Source organism: Noviluteimonas gilva (assembly GCF_009740395.1).
GTDB classification, from domain to species: Bacteria; Pseudomonadota; Gammaproteobacteria; order Xanthomonadales; family Xanthomonadaceae; genus Noviluteimonas; species Noviluteimonas gilva.
Genome location: NZ_WOXT01000001.1, coordinates 1,187,720 through 1,210,491, shown reverse-complemented (window position 1 = coordinate 1,210,491; position 22,772 = coordinate 1,187,720). Strand labels below are relative to the sequence as shown.

General features: G+C 66.8%; 19 protein-coding genes and 1 tRNA gene. 4 read left to right on the top strand and 16 right to left on the bottom strand.

The window, feature by feature from the left end; all coding sequences use genetic code 11:
- Window positions 1-24 precede the first annotated feature (24 nt).
- The 4 genes from GN331_RS16975 to GN331_RS05770 all read right to left on the bottom strand — a co-directional run bounded on the left by GN331_RS16975 (window position 25) and on the right by GN331_RS05770 (window position 4,668).
- Window positions 25-1,365 carry a glycosyltransferase gene (locus tag GN331_RS16975; RefSeq protein WP_197427014.1) on the bottom strand — a complete coding sequence of 447 codons (1,341 nt, stop codon included), beginning with the start codon at window positions 1,363-1,365 and terminating at the stop codon, window positions 25-27.
- Window positions 1,362-2,744 (bottom strand): pyridoxal-phosphate dependent enzyme, encoded by a 1,383-nt coding sequence (locus GN331_RS05780; RefSeq protein ID WP_156640894.1) that lies wholly within the window; start codon window positions 2,742-2,744, stop codon window positions 1,362-1,364. The genes GN331_RS16975 and GN331_RS05780 overlap by 4 nt, the downstream gene beginning before the upstream one ends.
- A gap of 153 nt (window positions 2,745-2,897) precedes the next feature.
- A complete protein-coding gene (locus GN331_RS05775) occupies window positions 2,898-3,113 on the bottom strand; it encodes an HP1242/YdcH family protein (protein ID WP_156640893.1) in 216 nt (71 codons plus the stop codon).
- Window positions 3,114-3,447: 334 nt separating this feature from the next.
- Window positions 3,448-4,668 carry an OmpA family protein gene (locus GN331_RS05770; protein ID WP_197427013.1) on the bottom strand — a complete coding sequence of 407 codons (1,221 nt, stop codon included), beginning with the start codon at window positions 4,666-4,668 and terminating at the stop codon, window positions 3,448-3,450.
- A gap of 191 nt (window positions 4,669-4,859) precedes the next feature.
- Between GN331_RS05770 and GN331_RS05765 the strand changes: the two genes are divergently transcribed.
- Window positions 4,860-5,966: a PilT/PilU family type 4a pilus ATPase gene (locus GN331_RS05765; RefSeq protein WP_156640891.1), complete on the top strand. Its 1,107-nt coding sequence runs from the start codon at window positions 4,860-4,862 to the stop codon at window positions 5,964-5,966.
- Window positions 5,967-6,017: 51 nt separating this feature from the next.
- On the opposite strand, the gene GN331_RS05760 is transcribed toward GN331_RS05765, so the two are convergent.
- The 11 genes from GN331_RS05760 to GN331_RS05710 form a co-directional block, all read right to left on the bottom strand.
- Window positions 6,018-6,314, bottom strand: a complete 297-nt coding sequence (locus tag GN331_RS05760; RefSeq protein ID WP_156640890.1) for a helix-turn-helix domain-containing protein — start codon at window positions 6,312-6,314, stop codon at window positions 6,018-6,020.
- Between the two features lies 1 nt (window position 6,315).
- A complete protein-coding gene (locus tag GN331_RS05755) occupies window positions 6,316-6,627 on the bottom strand; it encodes a hypothetical protein (RefSeq protein ID WP_231734339.1) in 312 nt (103 codons plus the stop codon).
- 89 nt (window positions 6,628-6,716) lie between these two features.
- Window positions 6,717-7,388, bottom strand: coding sequence for a maleylacetoacetate isomerase (gene maiA / locus GN331_RS05750; RefSeq protein ID WP_331713371.1), 672 nt, complete (start codon window positions 7,386-7,388; stop codon window positions 6,717-6,719).
- A 98-nt stretch (window positions 7,389-7,486) separates the two neighbouring features.
- Window positions 7,487-8,479 (bottom strand): fumarylacetoacetate hydrolase family protein, encoded by a 993-nt coding sequence (locus GN331_RS05745; protein WP_156640888.1) that lies wholly within the window; start codon window positions 8,477-8,479, stop codon window positions 7,487-7,489.
- 79 nt (window positions 8,480-8,558) lie between these two features.
- Window positions 8,559-8,633, bottom strand: a tRNA-Gln gene (locus tag GN331_RS05740).
- 45 nt (window positions 8,634-8,678) lie between these two features.
- A complete protein-coding gene (gene rpsI / locus GN331_RS05735; RefSeq protein ID WP_156640887.1) occupies window positions 8,679-9,071 on the bottom strand; it encodes a 30S ribosomal protein S9 in 393 nt (130 codons plus the stop codon).
- 9 nt (window positions 9,072-9,080) lie between these two features.
- Window positions 9,081-9,509 (bottom strand): 50S ribosomal protein L13, encoded by a 429-nt coding sequence (rplM, locus tag GN331_RS05730; RefSeq protein WP_156640886.1) that lies wholly within the window; start codon window positions 9,507-9,509, stop codon window positions 9,081-9,083.
- Between the two features lie 134 nt (window positions 9,510-9,643).
- Window positions 9,644-10,195 carry a hypothetical protein gene (locus tag GN331_RS05725; RefSeq protein WP_156640885.1) on the bottom strand — a complete coding sequence of 184 codons (552 nt, stop codon included), beginning with the start codon at window positions 10,193-10,195 and terminating at the stop codon, window positions 9,644-9,646.
- Between the two features lie 2 nt (window positions 10,196-10,197).
- Entirely contained in the window at window positions 10,198-10,632 is a 435-nt protein-coding gene (locus GN331_RS05720) for an EF-hand domain-containing protein (protein WP_156640884.1), read from the bottom strand.
- Window positions 10,629-11,801 carry a TIGR03032 family protein gene (locus GN331_RS05715; RefSeq protein ID WP_331713370.1) on the bottom strand — a complete coding sequence of 391 codons (1,173 nt, stop codon included), beginning with the start codon at window positions 11,799-11,801 and terminating at the stop codon, window positions 10,629-10,631. The genes GN331_RS05720 and GN331_RS05715 overlap by 4 nt, the downstream gene beginning before the upstream one ends.
- Window positions 11,802-11,941: 140 nt before the next feature.
- Window positions 11,942-19,660 carry a hypothetical protein gene (locus tag GN331_RS05710; RefSeq protein WP_156640883.1) on the bottom strand — a complete coding sequence of 2,573 codons (7,719 nt, stop codon included), beginning with the start codon at window positions 19,658-19,660 and terminating at the stop codon, window positions 11,942-11,944.
- A gap of 238 nt (window positions 19,661-19,898) precedes the next feature.
- Between GN331_RS05710 and coq7 the strand changes: the two genes are divergently transcribed.
- On the top strand, window positions 19,899-20,537 hold the full coding sequence (coq7, locus tag GN331_RS05705) for a 2-polyprenyl-3-methyl-6-methoxy-1,4-benzoquinone monooxygenase (protein WP_156640882.1): 639 nt from the start codon (window positions 19,899-19,901) through the stop codon (window positions 20,535-20,537).
- A 76-nt stretch (window positions 20,538-20,613) separates the two neighbouring features.
- On the opposite strand, the gene speD is transcribed toward coq7, so the two are convergent.
- Window positions 20,614-21,405 (bottom strand): adenosylmethionine decarboxylase, encoded by a 792-nt coding sequence (gene speD / locus GN331_RS05700; RefSeq protein WP_156640881.1) that lies wholly within the window; start codon window positions 21,403-21,405, stop codon window positions 20,614-20,616.
- A 177-nt stretch (window positions 21,406-21,582) separates the two neighbouring features.
- Between speD and crp the strand changes: the two genes are divergently transcribed.
- Both crp and GN331_RS05690 read left to right on the top strand, forming a co-directional pair.
- On the top strand, window positions 21,583-22,266 hold the full coding sequence (gene crp, locus GN331_RS05695) for a cAMP-activated global transcriptional regulator CRP (protein WP_156640880.1): 684 nt from the start codon (window positions 21,583-21,585) through the stop codon (window positions 22,264-22,266).
- Between the two features lies 1 nt (window position 22,267).
- Window positions 22,268-22,723 (top strand): GNAT family N-acetyltransferase, encoded by a 456-nt coding sequence (locus GN331_RS05690; protein ID WP_156640879.1) that lies wholly within the window; start codon window positions 22,268-22,270, stop codon window positions 22,721-22,723.
- Window positions 22,724-22,772 lie beyond the last annotated feature (49 nt).

Here is a 22,772-nt window from a genome sequence, read left to right as displayed (position 1 = left end):
CAAAATGTGCGTGCGTCGACGATTCTAGCAGCCGGGGAGGATGGCATCCGCGCGGCGGCCCCAGGTCTGTTGTGAGGCAAATGCCTGGCGTGCACGGCGTTGGTGTTCGTCCGGCGCGGCGTCGAGGCAGGCGCGCACGGCGGCGAGGAAGTGCCCGTCGTCACGCGCGATGTGAACGAGTTCGTCGAACTGCGCCATTTCGGGCAGGTCGACGCCCACGACCGGTTTCCCCGCGGCCAGGTATTCGTAAACCTTCACGGGGTTGGTCGCCAGCGTCAGGGGCGTCACGCGGAAAGGCAGCAGGCCGACGTCGAATCCGTGAACCCAGTAAGGCAGCGTGGTGTAGTCCACTTCGCCCGTGAAGCGGACGTTCGGGAACTCGGCGAGTTGCGCAGCCGCGCCCGTCGTGTCCGCGCCGACCAGCACCACGAGCGCGTCCGGGAATGCGCGCGCAACGCGCGCGACGAGTTCGACGTCGAACCACGGTGCGATCGCGCCGTGGTAGCCGATGACGCGGCGACCCGCTTCATCGCGGAAGCGTTCACGCGGCGGCGTTGCGAACAGCGTGTAGTCGCACGCGTTGCGCACGACCTGCACCCGACGCGCTTTTCCTTCGAAGGATTGCGCAAGCCATGCGCTGGTGACGACGACGCTTTCCGCCTCGGCAACGAGGCGATGCTCGGCTTCGATCACGTCGGGCGCGTTGTTGTCGAAACCGGCATGGTGGTCCATGCAGTCGTAGATGACGCGCGCACCGGACACGCGCGTGGCGAGGTCCGACCAGAAGGGATGTTGCACCACCGAAATGGCGTCGGTCGCGCCGGTCCATTCGAGGAATGCGCGCAGGCTCGCGTCGAGCTCGGCCGATTGCGCTGCCGTCGGCATCGCGTGATAGATCGTCGGCGCGTTGCTGACGTGCAGATGCACCTGGTACAGGCGCGCGTTCGCATCCAGCAATTCCGGCGAGAAACCGGGCGCCGGTGCGTCGATCGATTCGTTCGACACATAGAACACGCGGTGTCCGCGTTGCGCCCATGCGTGCGCGAGATGCTGCGGGCGCTGGATGCGGAAATGCCAGTCGATCAGCGCCCACACGAAGACATCGGGCTTGCCGGCGACGGGCGGCGCGGGCCGCATCAGATCGCGCGGCCATGCATGGGCGTGCGGGTCGCGGGGCGCGAACGGGTTCGGACGCGTGGACAGCAGCAAACGGCGACGTGCGCCGTCGGCGAACGGCACGTTGGCGAGCACGCGCACGCACGCTGCGCGCAATTCGCCGGGCGCGGCGCGACCGGTGAACAGCCGCGCGGCGAACCGCAGCGGCGCGGTCCACCGGCGCAATCGCGGGTCCGCGTCGGGGGTCACTGCACCCGGCGCCGCAGCCAGTTGAGCAGGTCGATGCGCGTGATCAAGCCGAGGAAGCGCGGGCCTTCCGGCGAGGGCTCGGTGACGATCGCCACGTGGCCGCGATCGAACACGGGCAGCAGCGATTCCATCGGCGAGCGCACGTCGAGGATGTCGAGCTTGGAGACCATCGCGGTCGACACCGGATCGCGAAAGCGATCTTCGTTGCCGTAGACGTGCAGCAGCACGTCGGACTCATCGACGATGCCGACGATCTTCTCGCCGTCCATCACCGGCAGCTGCGAGACGTCGTAGAGCTTCATGCGCTGGTACGCGGTGACGAGCAGGTCGGTCGGCGCGACGACGACGGTGTCGCGGCGCGAGTACGGGCGCAGGATCAGGTCGCGCAGGTCGCCGTGCGTTTCCCGTTCGAGGAAGCCGTTGTCGAGCATCCAATAGTCGTTGTACATCTTCGACAGGTACTTGTTGCCCGTGTCGCAGACGAAGACGAGCACGCGCTTGGGCGTGGTCTGTTCGCGGCACCAGCGCAACGCGGCGGCGAGCAGCGTGCCGGTGGACGACCCACCGAGGATGCCTTCCTTCGCCAGCAACTCGCGCGCGGTGAGGAAGCTCTCCTTGTCGGAGATCGCGTAGGCCTTCTTCACGCGCGAGAAGTCGGAGATCGGCGGCAGGAAATCCTCGCCGATGCCTTCGACCATCCAGCTCGCCGATTTGTCGGAGAGCGTGCCGCGATTGATGTATTCCTCGAGGATCGAGCCGACCGGATCGGCGAGGATCAACTCGGTCTTCGGCGAGTGCTGCGCGAAGCAACGCGACAGGCCCGTCATCGTGCCCGAGCTGCCGCAACCGAAGACGATGGCGTCGAGATCGCCATCCAGTTGCCGCAGGATTTCCGGGCCCGTGCCGAACTCGTGCGCGGCCGGGTTGTCGGGATTGCCGAACTGGTTGATGAAGTACGCGCCGGGCGTTTCGCGCGCGATGCGTTCGGCCATGTCCTGGTAGTAATCCGGATGCCCCTTGGCGACGTCGCTGCGCGTGAGCACGACCTGCGCGCCCATCGCCTTGAGGTTGAAGATCTTCTCGCGGCTCATCTTGTCGGGCACGACGAGGATGAGCTTGTAGCCCTTCTGCTGCGCGACGAGTGCAAGGCCGATGCCGGTGTTGCCCGCGGTGCCTTCGACCAGCGTGTCACCGGGTTTGATGTCGCCTCTTTTCTCTGCGGCTTCGATCATCGAAACGCCGATGCGGTCCTTCACCGACCCGCCGGGGTTCTGGCTTTCGAGCTTGAGGAACAGCGTGCACGGGCCCGCGTCGAGATGCTGGGCCTGTACGACCGGCGTTTGCCCGATCAATTCGAGCACGGAGTGGTGGATCGGCATGCGGTGTCGCCCTGGTGCGGCCGCAATGCTGTGCGGCGGGAGGGGGCGATTATCGCTTAGGAATGCCGGCGCCCATGCAGCGGGTCCGGTTGCCACCGCGGACGGCATCGGCGGACGAGGACGCCGGTGCCGCCCGCGACGGTTAGGAAGTCGTCAGTGTCGTCCGTCGTACATCGTCACGAGGCGGTCTTTCGCGGCGAGCTTTTCGCGTTTCATTTTCGACAAGGTGAGGTCGTCGACGGCCAGCACGCCGAGTTCGGCGTCGAGCACTTTCTTGTCGAGTTCCTTGTGGCGCTGATACAGGCTCTTGAACTCGGGATTGGTCTTCATCAGCGCGTCGAGTTCCGCCTGCGGTTGCCCTTCGAACATGTCAGCCTCCTGGTAGATCCACTACTTCTGAAACGCGAACGCCCCGGGCCTGGGGGCACGGGGCGTCCATGGGGGCGAGGATGGCATCAGGTCGTTGTGTTCGCAGGCCGCCGTGACATTCGATTCAGCGCCGGCCCGGACATTTCGTCCGGCGGCACGCTCCTCGGATGCGGGCGTTTGCGTCATCGGCCTGGTCTCTCGCGAGCCGAGCAAAAAGAGTGCTCGGGGAACCGACGCTACTCCTCCCCCCACGACTCGGCAAGAGGACCTTTGATGATTTGCCGCCGCTTGCCGACAGTCGGCAAGGCGACGTCAAGACATTGAAAATAAAAGGTTATTTGTCGGCGACGATGATCTCGACGCGGCGGTTGCGCGCTCTCCCGGCGGCGGTGTCGTCGCTGCCGATCGGGGACGATTCACCCATCCCGGTGGCGGTCATCTTCGACTTCGGGACGCCCGCGGCGGCCAGTGCGTCGCGCACGGCGTTGGCGCGGCGCTGGGAGAGGTCCTTGTTGGCGGCCGCTTCGCCCTGCCCGTCGGTGTGGGCCTCGATGCGGATGCGGCCCGTCGGCGCGGCGGCGATGTACGCGGCCAGCGCGCGAACGCTGCCACTGCCGCTGGACGACAGCGCGGCCTTGCCCGAAGCGAAGGCATCGCCGCCGAGGGTGAAGACTTCGGAACCGCCGCTGCGCTTGGAGGGCGGCAGGTCGCCCACCGCGCCGGAGAGCTCGGCTTCCTTGCGCGCCAGTTCGGCGTCGCGCGCCTTGGCGGCGGCGAGCTTGGCGGCCTGGTCGCCGGCGACGTCGAGGACGATCTCCTCGGCCTGCGCACGGGCGGCGGCTTCGGATTCGGCGGTCGCGCGCAGGCGCTGCGCCTCTTCCATCTGGATCTGGGCTTCGAAACGCAGGCGCTCGGCTTCCTGGCGCGCGCGCTCGGCTTCCTGGCGGCTGGCTTCGACGAGCAGTTCGCTGCGCTCGCGGTCCAGGCGATCGACTTCGCGGCGCGTGGCTTCGGTCTGGGCCGCGATTTCCGCGGTCTGCACGCGCTGCTGCGCGATCTGGGTCGCCTGCGCGCGATCGCTCTTGCGCGCTTCGGGCAACACGTCGACGGCCTGCCGCGCGCGCAGCCGCTCGTAGGCGGCGAGGCCTTGCAGGCGGGCGTCGGCATCGAGCGCGACCAGGCGCTGCGAAAGCGCCGCGGCCACGTCCGGACCCTGCGCCGGCGCCGGTGCGGGCCAAGCGAGCGCCGGGGTTTCATCGTTCGCGCCCAACTGCAGGCGCTGGCGCAGGCCGGCGATCTCCGCGCGACGCTGGTCGTAATCGGCCTGGGTGGTGGCCGCGCGGCTGCGGGCCAGCGCCAGGTCGCCCCACGCCGAAGCGGAGGTCGCGAAGCGCAGCGCATCCTCGTCGTCCCCGGCGGACATCGCCGATTGGGCCGATTCCAGCGCGTTGCGCGCGGCCACCAGTTCGGAGGTTGCGTACTGGTCCGCATCGGCGCTTTCGGCCCGCGCGACCGATTGCTGCGCCGCCGACAACTCGCTGGTCGGCGGCGGCACGCTGGCGCAGCCTGACAACGCGATTGCGATCACAAGGCCGCAGAGCCTCGCGTGTTGCGTTCGGGTGAAGTGTGCGAAGCTTGGGCGCATAGAGGGGTGCCGTGCCGGTCTTTAGGGGATTGAGCGCGCAGTCATTGTGTTAAGCCGGCGCCGCGCATGCAAACGGTCGCCTTCGGGAGAGAGTACGCGCTATGGATATCGGCTATTTCCTGAAGCTGATGACGGAGAAGAATGCCTCCGACATGTTCCTGACCACCGGTGCGCCGGTGTACATCAAGGTCGAGGGCAAGCTTTATCCGCTCGGGAACACCGGCCTGCCCGCGGGCATGGTCAAGAAGATCGCCTATTCGCTGATGGACGAGGGCCAGGTGCCGCAGTTCGAGCGCGAGCTCGAGCTCAACATCGCCATCGCCCTGGCCGACTCGGGCCGTTTCCGCGTGAACGTGTTCAAGCAGCGCGGCGAAGTGGGCATGGTGATCCGCGCCATCCGCAGCGTGATCCCGTCCATCGAGGAGCTGCAGCTCCCGCAGGTGCTCAAGGAAATCATCATGGCCCCGCGCGGGCTGGTGCTGATCGTGGGTTCCACCGGTTCGGGCAAGTCCACCACGCTCGCCTCGATGATCGACCACCGCAACAGCACGTCGGCCGGCCACATCCTCACCATCGAGGATCCGATCGAATACCTGCACAAGCACAAGAAGTCGATCGTCAACCAGCGCGAAGTCGGCCTGGACACGCACGCCTTCCACAACGCGCTCAAGAACGCGATGCGCGAAGCGCCGGACGTGATCCTCATCGGCGAAATCCTCGACGCCACGACGATGGAAGCGGCGATCGCCTTCGCCGAAACCGGCCACATCTGCCTGGCGACGCTGCACTCCAACAACGCCGACCAGACGATCGAACGCATCCTCAACTTCTTCCCCGAGGCCGCGCACAAGAACGTGCTGATGAACCTCGCGCTGAACCTCAAGGCCGTGATTTCGCAGCGCCTGGTGATCGGCGTCGACGGCCGCCGCATCCCCGCGTGCGAAGTGCTGATCAACACGCCGATGATCCGCGACCTGCTGCGCCGCGGCCAGGTGCACGAGTTGAAGCAGGCGATGGAAGAATCGCTGGAAGCGGGCATGGAGTCGTTCGACCAGTGCCTGTTCCGTCTCTACAAGGAAGGCAAGGTCGAAAAGGAATCGGCGCTCAACGCGGCCGACTCGCGCGACGGCCTGGCGCTGAAGTTCCGCTTGTCCGAAGGCGCGACCGGCGAGCACGACCCGTATGCGGACGTGTTCGAAGCGCACTGACGTCGCACGACATCGAAAGAAACGAAAAGCCCCGCGATGCGGGGCTTTTTTTCAGGTCGCGTGCGCCAGCGTCTCGATGACGTATTGCGGGTCTGCCTTGATCACCTGCAACAAGGCCTTCGCAGGACCCGTCGGCTCCCGGCGCCCCTGCTCCCAATTCTTCAGCGTGCCCACGTTGACATGGATGATGTCGGCGAACTTCTGCTGCGAAAGCCCGGTCGCCTTGCGGATTTCGCGCACGCCCACGGCATCGACATGGAATTCGCGCGACGGCGGTCGCTCTCCGCGAACGATCTCGTCCATCGCCTCCATGCTGCCGACCAAACGCTTGAAGAGTTTCGCGTCCATGTCACCACTGCGCGTTGATGGAACGAAGGATGGCTTTTTCCTTCGCGGTCAGATCGTCCTTCACGCCCTTCCGGTAGATGAGCAGCATGCGAATCTGATGCACGTCGCTCGCGTCGTAATAGATCACGCGAACACCGCCACGCTTGCCCTTCCCGCCTGCGGACCAACGCACCTTGCGCAATCCGCCGGTGTCCTGGATCAAGTCTCCGGCATCTGGATTCGACGCCAGCCACGCCTGCAGACGGGCGTATTCCTCATCGCTGAGAAGCTCGAGAACGTCCTGGGTGAAGTAACTGGTCTCGATGAAAATCACGGCGAATGTACGCCAGTGACGCATAGGCGTCAATGACGCCCTTCGAGAATCGCCGGCAGCCGTTCAACCTAGCGATCGACTCGAAATTTTCAGCCGGGACTCTTCTCCGGCGCATCGGGTTGCTTCTCCGGCCGCGCTTCGTCGAAGGCCGGATGCGCAAGGCAGGCCTGCTCGATGCGCGCGATGGTCGGGAAGCGTGCGATGTCCACGCCGAAGCGGCGCGCGTTGTAGAGCTGCGGGATCAGGCAGGCGTCGGCGATGGTCGGCACCTGGCCGTCGCAGAAGCTGCCGGTGGAGGGATGGTCGTGCAGCATCGCTTCGAACGCATCCAGGCCGTCGCAGATCCAGTGGCGCACCCACTCGTCGCGCTCGGGTTGCGGCACGTGCCACTCGCGTTCGAAGTACTGCAGGATGCGCAGGTTGTTGAGCGGATGGATGTCGCATGCGACCAGTTGCGCGAGCGCGCGCACGCGCTGGCGGTCGCGCGCGGTGGCCGGCAACAGCGGCGGATCGGGCCACACTTCGTCGAGGTATTCGAGGATCGCCATCGACTGGCGCAGCATGCGCTGGCCGTGTTCGAGCACCGGCACCAGGCCCTGCGGATTCGCCGAACGGAACGCCGGCTTGTGCTGGTCGCCGCCGTCGCGCAACAGGTGCACGGGAAACAGTTCGTACGGCAGGCCCTTGAGGTTCAGGCCGATGCGCACGCGATACGCGGCGCTGGAGCGCCAGTACGAATACAGACGAAGCCGGTCGTTCACTGCCGCCCTTCCCCCCGTGCCGCGGCTGGCGGCGCAGTCACCTTAGCTTGGCGCAGGCGGGCGCGAAAGCCCGCCGGGCGCGCCCTCAGGAACGCGCCTCAGACGGCCGGCGTCTGGCGTTCGATGCGCTGGTCGATGGCGCCGAAGATGCTGCGGCCCTGCGCGTCCAGCATCTCGATGCGGACCGCATCGCCGAAGGACATGAAGGGCGTCGTCGGCTTGCCGTTGGCCAGGGTTTCCACCGTGCGCTTTTCGGCGAAGCACGAGGCGCCCTTGCTGGTGTCTTCGTTGGCGATCGTGCCCGAGCCGACGATGGTGCCGGCCGACAACGGACGCGTCTTCGCCGCATGCGCGACCAACTGCGCGAAGTCGAACTGCATGTCGACGCCCGCTTCCGGCGCACCGAACCATTCGCCGTTGATATGCGTCACCAGCGGCAGGTGCACCTTGCTGGATTGCCAGGCATCGCCGAGCTCGTCCGGCGTCACGAACACCGGCGACAACGCCGAGCGCGGCTTGGACTGCAGGAAGCCGAAGCCCTTGGCGAGTTCGTTGGGAATGAGATTGCGCAGCGAGACGTCGTTGACCAGGCCGATCAACTGGATGTGCGTGGCGGCGCGCTCCGGGGAGACGCCCATCGGCACGTCGTCGGTGATCACGACGATCTCGGCTTCCAGGTCGATGCCATAGCCTTCGTCGACGACCTTCACCGCATCGCGCGGACCGAGGAAGCCGGCGCTGGTGGCCTGGTACATCAGCGGGTCGACGTAGAAGCTTTCCGGCACTTCGGCGCCACGCGCGCGACGCACGCGTTCGACGTGCGGGAGATACGCGCTGCCGTCGACGAATTCATAGGCGCGCGGCAAGGGCGCGGCGAGCGCGGCCATGTCGATGTCGAAAGCATCGGGCGCATCGCCGGCATCGAGCGCGTCGGACAACGCATTGAGGCGCGGCGCGGTGTTGGACCAGTCTTCCAGTGCGCGCTGCAGGGTCGGCGCGATGGTGGTGGCGCGCACGCCGCGCTTGAGGTCGCGGGAGACGACGATCAGCGTGCCGTCGCGGCCGCCTTCCTTGAGGGAACCGAGCTTCATTGCAGGGGCTCTTCCGACGCGTGGGAGCCGTGCATTGTACGGAAAAAAGAAAACCCGCCTTTCGGCGGGTCTTCTTGTTTGGCAGCCCCGGATGGATTCGAACCACCGAATGCCTGAGTCAGAGTCAGGTGCCTTACCGCTTGGCGACGGGGCTATACGTGCTTGTTTTGATTGTACCGCGATTGCGTTGCCCGAAAAATTAGCGCTTCGAGAACTGCGTGGCGCGGCGGGCCTTGTGGAGACCGACCTTCTTACGCTCGACTTCACGCGCGTCGCGGGTCATGAAACCAGCCTTGCGCAGTTCGGTCTTCAGCGACTCGTCGTATTCGACCAGCGCGCGCGAGATGCCGAGGCGGATCGCGCCGGCCTGGCCGGTGATGCCGCCGCCTTCGACCGTCACGAGGATGTCGAACTTGTCGGTCGACTGCGTGAGTTCGAGCGGCTGGCGCACGATCATGCGGGCGGTTTCGCGGCCGAAGAAGTCTTCGATCGTGCGCTCGTTGATGGTGATGGTGCCCGTGCCCTTGCGCAGGAACACGCGGGCGGTCGAGGACTTGCGGCGGCCGGTGCCGTAATTCTGCTGGATAGCCATATGGTTGCCTTAGATGTCCAGGGGCTGCGGCTGCTGGGCCGTGTGCGGATGATTCGGGCCAGCGTAGACCTTGAGCTTGCGATACATCGCACGGCCCAGCGGGTTCTTGGGCAGCATGCCCTTGACGGCGGTTTCGATGACGCGCTCGGGGTGGCGCTCGAGCGCCTGGCCGAGGGATTCGGACTTCAGGTTGCCGATGTAACCGGTGAACCGGTAGTACATCTTGTCCTGCAGCTTGCGGCCGGTCACGTGGATCTTCTCGGCGTTGATCACCACGAGGTAATCGCCGGTATCGACGTGGGGCGTGTAAACGGGCTTGTGCTTGCCACGGAGGCGGCGTGCGAGCTCGGTGGCGAGGCGGCCGAGGGTCTTGCCTTCGGCGTCGACGATGTACCAGTCGCGCTGGACGGTCTCGTTCTTGGCGGTAAAAGTCTTCATTGCGTGACTCGATTGGTACATGGTCGGGCTTGTTCCGGGGACGCCGGAAGGTTGCCGCGCGATGTAGGGCGGAACAAAAGAGGCGGAATCATAGCGGCGCCGCGGAGGCACCGCAAGTCGGACCCCCCGTGAAATCAGGCGGTTGGGGCTTGTTCGGGGGTCTTCGCGAGGCCCGGCGCGGCCTGGCGGCGGCGCAGCGGCGCAGGCTGGAAGAGCTTGGCGCCCTGGAAATACACCGCCCGCAGCTGGTGGCCGCGCGGGGAGTAGCCCAGGAAGACCGCACCCGTGCGGGCGCCGACCACGTGCGAGAAGATCCGCGCCAGGTCGGGGTTTTCGATCTCCATCAGCACGCCCAGGCATTCGGGCGACGCACGATTGGCCGCTTCGAGGATTTCGCAGGCGGCTTTGAAAATCGGGATCGCCTGCTGCTGCCGGCGATGCTCTGGAGCAATAAATTGGCGGAAGTAGTACATCGGCTGGCGCAGGCGCGGGCGCACCTGCACGAAGGCCGTGGCCACGCCGCACAGCGCGCCGTCGGCATCGCGCAACACGCACACGGCCTGCTGCGCGCGCAGCTTCGCGCGCTCGGCGTCGGCCATCGCCTTGTGGCCGATCCAGAAGTCGACGAGCTCGGCCTGCAATTCCGGCGTGACGTTGCGCCAGACGGGAACGATCGAATAAGCCATCGTCACTTCGCCTTCGGCGCGGCCGCGCGTGGCTGTTGCTGCGCGCCTGCGACCTTCACGAACTCCAGGTACTCGGCGAACTGCAAGCCGCCGTCCTTGTCCTTGTCGAACGCCGTCATCGCCGGCGCCGACGTGCCCGCGCGCTGCACGAGCGCGAGCTTGGCGTACTCGCCGGCTTCGAGCTTGCCGCTCTTGTCGGCGTCGTGGCGCGCGAACTCGGTGCGCAGGCGGCGCAGCGCGAGGTCCTCGCGCGTGGCCAGCCAGCCGGCGCGGAATTCGTCCTTCGACAACGTGCCGTTGCCGTCCTTGTCCCACGCGGCGAAGGTCGCGTCGGGGCCGCCCTGCAACGCAGGCTGCGGCGCCGGCTTGGCGGCCTGTTGCGCGAACGCGGGCGCGGCCACCATCAATGCGACGGCGACGAAGATGCGGCGATTCATGCGAGCGCCTCGGACTGCGACTGTTGCTCGGGTTCGAAGGTGATCAGCTCGCGGATTTCCGCCGTGCGCAGGCCGATCATCATCGGGTTGACGACATTGGGCAGGAAGCTGATGTCGAAGATTTCGCTGATGTCGCCTTCGAAGCGGATCCAGTTGACCACGTCGCCGTTGGACAGGTTCACGATCTGCACGCCGCACCACGGTTCGGCGTCGCGCTTCTTGAGTTCTTCGTCCAGCTGCAGGCCTTCGAAGCGCTGGTTGCGCGGCTTCGACAAACCCACCGCCGCGACGTTGCCGACAATCGACAAGCCACGCAGGAAGCCCGGGAACCACGCGGTCGGCACGAAGGACTTCGTCGCGAAATCGACGTAACCCAAATGCCCGGTGCCCGCGTTGAGCACCCACAGCTTGCCGTTCGCCCAGCGCGGGCTGTGCGGCATCGACAGGCCTTCGCAGACGATCTCGTCGGTCTCCACGTCGATCACCACGCCACCGTTCATGCGGCGGTCGCGCCAACCGTCGACGGCGTCGGACTTGCACACCGCGGTGACGTACTTCGGCTTGCCGTCGACCATCGCCAGCCCGTTGAGATGGCAACGATCTTCCGGCGCGAGCTTGCTGATGAAGTTCGGCTTCCAGATCGGCTTGAAGCTGTGCGTCGTGCTCAGCTCGGCCAGGCACGAGTACTTGGTGTTGACGAACACCACGCGGCCATCGCTGCGGATGCCGAGCTCGTGGATGTCGAGATCGCCGATCGTCTGCGCGTTGCGCGGCACGTAGCACTTGTCGAACTTGCCGTGGATGACCTCGCCCTGGCGCAGCACGTTCTCGAAGCGCCACAACTGGTACAGGCCGCCGAGATAGATGCGCTGCGCGTTGCCGACGATGCCCATCGCGCGTTCGAAGATGCGTTCGAAGAACGACACGCGACCTTGCTGGTCGCTGCCGACCAGGTAGACGCGGCCGGTCTGGTAGGAAGAGATCGCGAGCGAAACGCGGTTGCTCGACAACCACGTCGACAGGCCGCGCGAGCAGCTCTTTTCGACTTTGAGTTGGGTGAGGTCGAGCGGCGGCTTCTGGGCCGGCTTTGCCGCGGCGTCTGCGGCGGGCGCCTCAGGCGCCTGCGCGGCGGGCTTGTTGCCGCCGGGCGTCTTCTTGCTGGTTGCCACGAACTTCTCCAGATGTCCCCTCTCGCGAGCGGGACAGTTGAATCGATTTCCGCGCCGGGAGCCAGCGCTTTCTGCTCCCCATGCGGGGGGTGTTCCGACTGAATGGGCCCCGGCGGCGACAGCCGCCGGGACCGATGCGGTTACCAGGTGTAGCGAATGCCGAGCTGGCCGCCCCACACGCCGTCGATGGCACCGCCGTCGAGGTAGTTCAGGCCGCCCCACACGTCGACGCGCTCGCCGATCTTCGCGTTCACGCCGAACTCCAGCTGGCCGCTGGTGCCTTCGGTGCTCATGCGACCGCTGAACGTGTCGGCGACGGTGAAGCTGGTCTCGCCGTCGAATTCGCGAACGATGCTGACCACGCCGTACGGCGTCCACTTCGTGCCCGAGGCCGACTGGAAGGTCTGCTCCATCTCCAGGCCCAGGCGGGCGCGCGAGGACGTGCCGCCTTCGGAAACGAAGTCCGCCAGGTCGCCTTCGATGCGATCGATGTTCTCGACCTTCGTGCGGGTGTACTGCACCTGCGGCACGAGCTTCATGCCACCGGCGGAGGTCCACACGTTCCAACCCAGTTCGGCGTTGATCGCGCCGGCGTCGCCGCCCACTTCGCGCTGGCCGCCGAAGGAGGTCATGTCGGCGTCGAAATGCATCCAGCGGTACGAGACGTCGGCGTACATGCCGTTCTGGCCGAGCCAGGTGACGTAACCGCCGACGGTGGTGCCGTCGATGTCGTCGCTGCCGAAGCCGTTGGACAGGTCCTGCTTGCCGCGCGACTTCGACAGGCTGGCGCCGATGAAGAAGCCATCGGTGACCAGCGCGTTGACGCCCGCTTCCACGCCCTGGTTGGTCTGGTCGAACGCGAAGTTGTTCGTCGCCGGCAGGTTGTCGAGCTGCGCATCCGGCGTGATCGAACCCTTGTCGCCGAACACGCGCACCCACGCGCCCTTGTCGCTGTCGCCCAGCTGCGAGAACACGCCCATGCGCTGGCGGAACGTGCCGACCTGCGCCGCCATCAGGCTGTGCGCGCCCGGGGCGATCGCGGTGGCGATGGCGCCGGTGTCGTTGAGGCCACCGAAGCCCAGCGTCAGCGAGAACATGTCGACCGAACTGTTGTCGGCGTTGAGGTGCGTCTTCACGCCGACCTTCAGGTCGAGGAAGTTGTTCGCGTTGAAGTTCACGTTGCCGGCGATGATGTTGCCCGCCTGCACGTTGCTCTCCGTCGACTCGCCTTCCACCACCACGACCGGGATGTCGATCTCGGTGGCGCTGGTGAGCAGGTCGAGCACGTTGACGTTCAGCGTCTGCACCGAGGTGCTGGCGATGTTGCCGTCGATGTACAGCATGTCGCTGGTGCCGTGGAGCAGCGAGACGTCGACGTCCAGCGCGCCCTGGCCGGCGAAGTCGCCGCCGGTGACGGTGAGCACGTCGTCCGGCGCGCCGTCGAGGAAGCTGATCGTGCCGTTGTTGGTGAAGGCGACCGGGTTGAGCACGTCGATCGGGGCGTTGTTGCCCGCGAGCGGCGCCGGGCTGCCGGTGCCCATGTCGATCAGGCTGTCGCCGCGGACCGAGATCAGGCCGTTGTTGGCGAAGCTGTTGCCCGTCGCGCTGTTGCCGCCGAGGCTGATCGCCGCGTCGTGCAGCACGATAGTGCCGCCGTTGACGATGGCGTCGTCGCCGTCGCCGAAGTCGGTCGCGTGGCCGCGCACGATCCACGTGCCGCCGGCCGCGTTGGTGAAGCGGTCGTCGCCCGCGCCCATCAACAGCGCACCGGAGATCGAGCCGCTGCTGGTGACCAGGTCGAAGCCGTCGCCGCCGTGGATGGCGATGCTGCCTTCTTCGGAGGCCTGCGCGACGATGTCGCCGACGTTGTCGACCGTGGCGTTGCCGACGACATCGAGGTCCAGCGCGATGGCGTAGTCCTGGTGGACGGCGCCGATGAGGCCGCTGTTGGTCACGTGCGCGTCTTCGGCGCGAACTTCCAGGCCGATGGTTTCGCCCGCGGCGTGCGCGGTGATCGAGCCGCCGTTGACGAAGTCGACGTTGCCGTACGACTGCACGAATGCACCGATCGCGTCGCCCTGGTAGGCGATCGCGTAGATGTCGCCCGTGTTGTTCGCGGTAATGAGGTCGTCGCCCAGGGCGCCCAGGCCGATCGCGCTGAGCTCTGCGGTCGCCGTGATGTCGCCGCCGTTGATGAGCGTGAGGTCGTCGCCGAAGGCGAGGACGCCGTAGGCCAGGTAGGCGTGGGCGGTGATATCGCCGGCGTTGTCGAAGTCGGCAGTCCCGGCGTCCACGTGCGCGCCGACCGCGGCACGGCGGCCGGTCGCGGTGATGTCGCCGGCGTTGTGGAAGCTTGCATCGAGACCCCAGACGTGGGCGCCGGTCGCCGTGTAGGCGCCGGTCACCGTGATGTCGCCGGTGTTGTCGACGTTCACCGCCGCTTCGCCCAGCGCGAAGATGCCGGTGGCGAGCCCGTCCTGCGGCATCGCCGAGGCGTCGACGGTGATCGTTCCGCCGTTCACCACCGCGCCGTACCCGCCGCTCCGAACGTGGATGCCGAACGCTTCGCCGTCGCCGCCCTGGCCGATGGAGACCGAGATATCGCCGGCATTGTCGACGGTCGCGTGCGCGCCGGAGAGCGCCGAGATGCCCGTCGCCTCGTGGCCGTAGGAGTACACGAGCAAATCGCCGCTGTTGTCGATCGCGACGTCGTCGATACCGATGCCCTGGAGACCGACCGCGTGGAAGCTCGCATATACGTCGGTCGTTCCGGCGTTGTGGATCGCGACTTCGTTGCCGTACGCGGACACACCCAGCGCCACATTCGAACCATGGGCCGAAAGCGTTTCGCCCGTTGTGATGTCGACCGTCAGCGCTTCCACGTAGATGCCCAGCGCAGTCTGCCCGCCGACGTTGATCGAACCCGTGCCGTCGATCGTGACGTCGCCCGCTCCGTCGACCTTGATGCCGAAGGCGTAATCGAGCGCCGCGACATCGATCGAACCATCGTTCGTGACATGCGCCGAACCACCATCGCCGACGTAACCGGCGATGCCGATGCCGTTGCCGGGGTTGACGGTCAGGGTCGGCGGCTGCGGTGCGCTGCCGCCGGTCTGCGCGACGGTGATCGTGCCGCCATTGACGATGGTGGCGTGGTCCGAATCGAACCCGACGCCGACCGCGGAGAGACCGCCGCTGACCAGCACGTCGCCGCCGTTGTCGATCGTGACGTCCGGGCCGAAGGCGTACAGGCCGCCGGCATTGCCGTACTCGGACGTGGTGGTGACCGTCGCGCCATCGACGTTGTGGATCGTGGCGGTGCCGTTGTACGAACCGGCGATGATGCCCGTGACCCCCGAGCCCGTTGCGGTTCCCTCGATCGTCACGCTGTGCGAGTTGGTGACCGTGGCGTCGCCCGCATCGGTGATCGCAAGAATGCCCAGCGCCTGGCGCACGAGCCCGCCCGCTTCGATCGAACCGGAGTTGTCGACCGTGACGTCGCCGCCTTCGGAGATCGCCCGGATGCCGGTGGCGTACTTGCCTTCGACGACGATGGAACCGGAGGAATCGACGGAGACACCGCCGTAGCCCGACGCTTCGATGCCGAACGCGGCCCCGTTGAAGAGGGTGCCGTAGCTGGTGATCGCGCCGCTGTTGTCGATCGAAACGGTGCCGTATTCCGAACGGCCCTGCACACCGTAGGTGTTTCGGCCGTTGCGCACGTCGATCGCATTGGCGTTGTCGATGTGCACGTCGCCGTCGGCGCTGCCGACCATGCCCGCGGCCGTGCCGTATTTGTTGGAGACGTTGGCGTACAGCGTGCCGGTGTTGTACAGCGACACCGTGCTGTCTTCGTCGATGCCGGCGCCCTGCATCGCGATCGCGAGCTGGCCGCCGTGCACCGAGATGTCGCCCGCGTTCGAGCCCGTCGCGACGTCGCCGGCGGAGATCAGGCCGAGCACCTGGTTGGCGTGCCCGAGGATCGATCCGGTTTCGCCGTTGGAGACGTTGCTGGTTTCGTAACCGAAGCCGAGCATGCCGATCGCCGCGCCGTCGCCGGAGGTGACGTCGATCGCGCCGTCGTTGGTCAGGATCGTGCGGCCGCCGTAGCCATACATGCCGTAGGCGGTGCCGTTGTCGACCGATGCGGTGATCGAACGACCCGCGCGGTTGACCAGCTCCACGTCATCGAAGCCGTAGGCATACATGCCGAACGCGCGGCCACTGCCGGCGTGCACGTCGATGGTGCCGTTGTTGACCTGGCGCGTGTCGTGCACCGAGTACGTGTACAGGCCCGCCGCGATGCCGGACACCGCCGTCACCGAGACATCGCCGTTGTTGATGATGTTCGCGTGCGCGTAGCCCACGCCTTCGATGCCGACCGCCGTGCCGTAACCGCTGACCGTGATCGAGGCGCTCTGGCTGAGGTCGGCGTTGTAGCCGATGCCGACCATGCCGAAGGCGTTGCCGTGGTGCGAGGTCGCGTTGAGCGCGCCGCCGTTGGTGAGCACCGCGTTGCCGCCGGCCTGCGCGAACGTGCCGAACGCATCGCCCGCGTCCGACTCGGCGTCGATGGCGCCGCCGTTGCGCACGGTCGCATCGCCGTCGGCGCTGGCGAACATGCCGGTGGCGCGTCCGGAGTACGCGTAGGCGGAGATGTCGGCACCCGTGTTCGACACGAGGTTGATGTCGCCGCCGACCGCTTCGATGCCCGCGGCCCAGCCGTCCGCATCCGCGATCAGCGTGCCGTCGTTGGTGACGTTCACCACGGCGCCGGACGCGAACACCGCGTCGGCGACGTTGTAGCCGCTGGCCACGATCCGGCCGTCGGCGGTGTTGGTCAGCGTCGCCGTGCCGGCATTCGCGATGACCTGCGCGCCGTAGGCCGCGTTGCCCGCAACGCCGAGGAGGTAGTTGCTGTTGACGACGGTCGCATCGCCGGCCACCGAGTACGCCAGCACGCCGGCCGCGGTATCCGCAGCGTAGGCGCGGATGTCGCCGCTGTTGTCGATGCTGATGGTGTACGCACCGCCGGCGAGCGCGCCGTAGGCCACGCCGTACGCCGAGTACGACTCGATGCCGCCGATGTTGTTCACCGTGGCGTCGCCGTAATCCGAACGCGCCCACACGCCGTAGGAGCTGTAGCCGCCTTCGGTGGAGATGGTGCCGTTGTTGGTGATCGTCGCGGTGCCGCCGTACAGCGAACGTGCGGTCAGGCCGCGGTCGAGCACGCCGCCGGTGGTCTGCACGTCGCCGTCGTTGGTGACGTTCGCATCGCCGTACAGCGAGATCGCGCGCAGGCCGCCGGCCGAGTAGCCGCCCTGCACCATGACCTGGCCGTATTCGCCGTTGGAGACGTTCGCGTCGCCCGTGTAGGTGATCGCGATCGCGCCCGTGGCGCCGCCGTACTTGGAGACCGAATACAGCTGGCCGCTGTTGGTGACCTCGACGTCGTTCCACTTCGTCGAGGCGTAGATGCCCATCGCGGTGGAATCGCCGACGGTGATCATCTGGCCGTCGTTGTTGATCGTGACCAGGCCGTTGTTCGACTGCGCGGCGATGCCGTACGCGATGCCGTAGCCGCGGTTGCTGGCGACGGTGGCCATCTGGAAGCCGTTGTCGACGGTGACGTCGCCGTCGGCCGACAGCGCGAGGATGCCGTAGGCGCTGTCGCCGCCGAGCGTGACCAGGCTGCCCTGGTTGTCGACGGACGCGTCCATGTCGGCCGAGGCGACGATGCCCTGCGCCGAACCGTACTTCGCCGAGGCGTAGACGCTGCCGCCGTTGTAGACGCTCGCCGTGCCGAGATAGCCGCGCGCGACCGCCGCGACGCCGACGGCGAACAGGTCGCCTTCGGCATCCACGACGCCGTAGTTCAGGACGTTGGCCGTGCCGCCTTCGCCGCTGGCGCGCACGCTGATGCCGGTGACGTCGCCACCGCGCACGATGACCTGGTTGACGTTGACGGCCGAGCCGTCGCTGGTCGCGCGAATGTCGATGCCGGTGGCGTAGGCGCCCACGGCCGTGATCGTGCCGCCGTTGTACGAACCGGCCGCGTCGCCGACGGCGAGGATGCCGGCCGCGAAGCCGTCGGTCGCGCTGGCGGTGGCGTTGATGGTGCCGGTGTTGTTGAGGTTCGCCGACACCACGCCGTAACCGAACATGCCCACGCCGGCCGAGCCGCCGTTGGCGTTGATCAGGCCGTCGTTCTGCGCGAAGGCGTACACGCCGCCCACGCCGACGCCGATCGCGTCGCCATAGACCGACGCGGCATCGATGTTCGCGAAATTGCGCACGTACGCGTTGTAACCACCGGCGTAGACGCCGTACGCGATGCCGTTGATGGCGTCGACGTCGATGCTGCCGTTGTTGGTCACGCCGCTGTCGCCGTAGCTCGTCGCCCACACGCCGATCGCGTCGCCGTTGGACGTCGCGGTCAGCGCGCCGTCGTTGGTGACCGTCGCGCCGCGGAGGCCTTCGGCATCGATGGCGATCGCCTGCAGGTTGCCGTTGGCGTTGATCGTGCCGGTGCCGGCGTTGGTCACGACGGCCGAGTCGCCGTACGCGAACACGCCGCGCGCCACGCCCAGATCCGAATTCGCGCTGACGCTGCCCGCGTTGGCGACCGTCGCGGTGCCGTAGTATGCACCGGCGATCAGGCCGGCCGCGCCGTAGGTGCCGTTGACGTTGACCACGCCGGTCGCGCCGTTGTCGACCGTCGCGTTGCCGTAGTACGACTTCGCCCAGCCGCCTTGGGCGGTGTTCGTGCCGTCGACCTTGAGCGTGCCGTCGTTGTCGACGAGCGCATCGCCGTAGATCGAATAGGCATACAGGCCGGTGGCGTTGTAGCCGCTGACGACCAGCGTGCCGGTGTTGGTCTGCGTGGCGTCGCCGTAGATCGAGAAGGCGTTGCCGCCGATGGCGTTGCCGGAATCCGCGGACACCGTGATCGTGCCGGCGTTGCTGCCGCTCGCGTTGCCGTCGAGCGAGGCGGCGTACATGCCGGTCGCGTCGGAACCCAGGCCCGAGCCGGTCGCGGTGATCGTGCCGGTCGCGCTGTTGGTCGTGCTCGCGTCGCCGCCGAAGCCCAGCGCGTACGCGCCGATCGCCGTGGAGGATTCGCCGCTGGCCGTCGCATTGAGCGTGCTGTTGTTGTTGATCGTCGAGCTGCCGTCGGCGACCTGGTACACGCCGAAGGCGATGCTGTCGTAACCGGTCGCGGTTGCGCTGACCGACACGTTGTTGTCGAAGAGCGCATTGCCGCCGGTTTCCACTTCGAAGCCCGCGGCCCATGTGTAGCCGGTGACGTCGATCGTCGCGTGGTTGTTGGTGTGGAAGTCGCCAGCGGTCGAAACGAAGAAGCCGTCCGCGAAGCCGGTGGTGGACGTGCCGGTCGCGGTGCCCCACGCATACCCGTACGTGCCGGGGAAGTTGGCGGCGTTGTAGCCGATGAAATCGTCGCTGCCGCTCACGCCACCCGGGCCCGGATGGAACGAGCCGGGCAGCACGGTGAGATCGTCGACCAGGCCGAAGGCTTCGACGGTCGCGCTTGCAGCGAACGTCTGCGCAACGCCCATGGGCGCTGCGAAAGACTCGAATTCTTCGTCGACGACGCTCTTGGGCGTCCATTCGTCCGCGACGCGGGTCAGGTCGACGACCTTCGCGAATTCATGCGACAGGCTGGCGCGCTCGATGGGGAGCGGCGCAACGACCGGCGACTTCGCGAGGACGACGCCGGTGCCCGAGAACATCAGGGCGGCGGCGGAGATGGTGAGAACGGAGCGAACGGCGCGCGCGACGGGAGAAACGTTGTAGCGACGGGCGGCCTTGCGGCTCGCACGGGTGCGATCGATCTTCAAGTTGTTCCCCTGATAATTTTTTACGAAGCCCCGCGCCGCTCCCTGCGATGCGTAGACCCCAACCCCTGTGACCCGAGTCTCGGTTTCAACTCAGTTCAGCCGAGTCTAAGGTGAAAAACCTCACGAATGGAATAGGACGCCGATCACGGTTACCGAAAGAAGACATTCAGTGACCTGAACTCCCCTCGCGGGCGCGGATCGCCCGGATTGCGGGAACAGGATCGTTACACTGGCGCCCATGCCGCGTGAAATCACTCCGCTGGACCGCTTCCTGATCGACGCCCAGAACGCGCTGTCGACCGTCTTCGGCCGCCCCGACCCGACCCGCGACAACCCCGCGGGCGAAACCGCGGACGTCGTGCTGGAAGACGACGAGCGCCGGCACGCCGCCGGCCTGATGCGCATCAACCATGTCGGCGAGGTCTGCGCGCAGGCGCTCTATGTCGGCCAGGCCTCCGTCGCACGCGACCCTCAGACGCGCCAGGCCCTGCTCGCCGCCGCGGCCGAAGAGACCGACCACCTGGCCTGGTGCGCCGACCGGCTCGCCGAGCTCGACGCCCGCCCCAGCCTGCTCAACCCGGTCTGGTACGCCGGCAGTTACGCGATCGGCGTGCTCGCCGGCCTGCGGGGCGATGGGTGGAACCTCGGGTTCGTGGTCGAAACCGAGCGCCAGGTGGAAGCCCACCTGCACGAACACCTCGAGCGCCTGCCCGCCGCCGACCTGCGCAGCCGCGCGATCCTGGAAACGATGAAGGCCGATGAAGCGCGGCATGCGGACCACGCGGAAGCGCAGGGGGCGCGGGTGTTGCCGCAGCCGGTGCCGACGTTGATGGCGGCGGCTTCTAACCTGATGAAGGCGATTGCTTACCGGATCTGATTCGTCGTTCCTTTACCCCACCCAAAAAGAAACCCGCCGTCGGCGGGTTTCTTTTTGACCTCCCCTGGAGGGGAGGTTATTCGGTCAGGTTTCGACCGTGGTAGAGCTCTTCGATCTCGCGTTTCAGGCGCGCCTCGATCTTCATGCGCTCCTTGAACGACAGGTTCTTCGCCTTTTCCTCGAACAGATAGTTGTCGAGGTCGAATTCCTTCAGGTGCATCTTCGTGTGGAAGATGTTTTCCTGGTAGACGTTGACGTCGAGCATCTCGTAGCGCGACTTCACGTTCTTGGCCAGGTAATCCTGGATCGAGTTGATCTTGTGGTCGATGTAGTGCTTGCGGCCCTTGATGTCGCGGGTGAAGCCGCGCACGCGGTAATCCATCACCACGATGTCCGATTCCAGGCTCTCGATCAGGTAGTTCAGGGCCTTCAGCGGGGAGATCACGCCGCAGGTCGCCACGTCGATGTCGGCGCGGAAGGTCGCGATGCCGTTGTCCGGGTGGGTCTCCGGATAGGTGTGCACCGTGATGTGCGACTTGTCCATGTGCGCGACCACCGCCTCGGAGATCACGCCCTTGGCCAGCGCCTTCTCCACGACCGGCTGCTCGCTGATCAGGATGGTCACCGACGCGCCCTGCGGGTCGTAGTCCTGGCGGGCCACGTTGAGGATGTTGGCGCCGATGATCTCCGCCACGTCCGTCAGGATCTGGGTGAGGCGGTCGGCGTTGTATTCCTCGTCGATGTATTCGATGTAGCGCTGGCGCTGCTCTTCCGACACCGCATAGCAGACGTCGTAGATGTTGAACGACAGCGCCTTGGTCAGGTTGTTGAAACCCTGGAGCTTGAGGCGCGGCAGCGGCTTGACCATCGGTCGAGTCCTTGGGTGGTGCTACGGCAAGGGGGAGCCGTCGAGGGGCGCGATTATGCGGCATGCGGCCCGGAAGCGGCATCGCATGGCGTGCACGTATCTACCGCTGCCCCGGAATTGGGCCTAAGCTCCCGCGATCCCCCGTGTTTCCAACATCCCCCTGAGTCAACAGCGCCCATGAGCCCAACTTTCCACGCCACGCCGCTCCGACGCGCCTCCAGCCCACTCGCGCCCGACGGTCCCACGCTTGAGCGCTTCCTCGCGCAATGCCACCGCCGCCGCTATCCCACCCGCACCGACGTCTTCCGCCCCGGCGATCCGGCCGGCACGCTCTACTACGTGGTCAACGGCTCGGTGAGCATCATCACCGAGGAAGACGACGGCCGTGAGCTGGTGCTCGGCTATCTCGGCACCGGCGAGTTCGTCGGCGAGATGGGCCTGTTCATCGAAACCGAGCGGCGCGAGGTCGCACTGCGCACCCGCACGCCGTGCGAGCTGGCCGAGATCAGCTACGAGCGCCTGTACCAACTGCTGCTCGGCCCGCTGATCGCCGACGCGCCGAAGATCCTCTACATGATCGGCGCGCAGCTTTCGCGCCGCCTGCTCGACACCAGCCGCAAGGCCGGCCGCCTGGCCTTCCTCGACGTCACCGACCGCATCGTGCGCACGCTCCACGACCTGGCGCGTGAGCCCGAATCGATGAGCCATCCGCAGGGCACGCAGTTGCGCGTGTCGCGCCAGGAGCTGGCTCGCCTGGTCGGTTGTTCGCGCGAGATGGCCGGTCGCGTGCTGAAGAAGCTCGAAGCCGAGGGCAAGCTGCACGCCCGCGGCAAGACCGTCGTGCTCTACGGGACGCGCTGAGTTGTCCGCCGACGCATCCGCCATCGTGTTGCGGGTGCGCGGCTTCGAGCCGGGCGACGCCGAAGCCGTCGCCGCCCTGCTCGAAGCCCTCGGTTATCCGTGCACGGTCGTCGAGGCCAAGGCGCGCATCGCGCAATTCCGCGAAGAGGCGCGGCAGTTCCTGCTGATCGCCGATCGCGATGGCGCCCCCGCGGGCCTGGCGGCGATGAAGCTCAACTACTCGCTCACGCGCGGTGCGGACGTCGCACGCCTGACCGCGCTCGTCGTCGCCGAAGACAGCTACGGCCAGGGCATCGGCCGGCGGTTGTTGCGCGAGATGGAAACGCTGGCGCGCCGCAACGGCGCGATCCGCCTGGAAGTCACGAGCAACCCTTCGCGCACCGGCGCGCACGCCTTCTATCACGCGTGCGGCTACAGCGATGGCTCGCGCCACTTCGTGAAGCTGCTGGGCGACTAGCGCCTCATCCCCCTTCCAAGGGGGATCGAGCGCGCAAAGCGCGCTCGAG

Bases quoted from the DNA above. Each gene is read 5' to 3' on its own strand.
- GN331_RS05780 (WP_156640894.1), bottom strand. From the start codon at position 2,744: ATGCCGATCCACCACTCCGTGCTCGAATTGATCGGGCAAACGCCGGTC.
- GN331_RS05775 (WP_156640893.1), bottom strand. From the start codon at position 3,113: ATGTTCGAAGGGCAACCGCAGGCGGAACTCGACGCGCTGATGAAGACC.
- GN331_RS05765 (WP_156640891.1), top strand. From the start codon at position 4,860: ATGGATATCGGCTATTTCCTGAAGCTGATGACGGAGAAGAATGCCTCC.
- GN331_RS05760 (WP_156640890.1), bottom strand. From the start codon at position 6,314: ATGGACGCGAAACTCTTCAAGCGTTTGGTCGGCAGCATGGAGGCGATG.
- GN331_RS05745 (WP_156640888.1), bottom strand. From the start codon at position 8,479: ATGAAGCTCGGTTCCCTCAAGGAAGGCGGCCGCGACGGCACGCTGATC.
- rpsI (WP_156640887.1), bottom strand. From the start codon at position 9,071: ATGGCTATCCAGCAGAATTACGGCACCGGCCGCCGCAAGTCCTCGACC.
- rplM (WP_156640886.1), bottom strand. From the start codon at position 9,509: ATGAAGACTTTTACCGCCAAGAACGAGACCGTCCAGCGCGACTGGTAC.
- GN331_RS05725 (WP_156640885.1), bottom strand. From the start codon at position 10,195: ATGGCTTATTCGATCGTTCCCGTCTGGCGCAACGTCACGCCGGAATTG.
- GN331_RS05720 (WP_156640884.1), bottom strand. From the start codon at position 10,632: ATGAATCGCCGCATCTTCGTCGCCGTCGCATTGATGGTGGCCGCGCCC.
- coq7 (WP_156640882.1), top strand. From the start codon at position 19,899: ATGCCGCGTGAAATCACTCCGCTGGACCGCTTCCTGATCGACGCCCAG.
- speD (WP_156640881.1), bottom strand. From the start codon at position 21,405: ATGGTCAAGCCGCTGCCGCGCCTCAAGCTCCAGGGTTTCAACAACCTG.
- crp (WP_156640880.1), top strand. From the start codon at position 21,583: ATGAGCCCAACTTTCCACGCCACGCCGCTCCGACGCGCCTCCAGCCCA.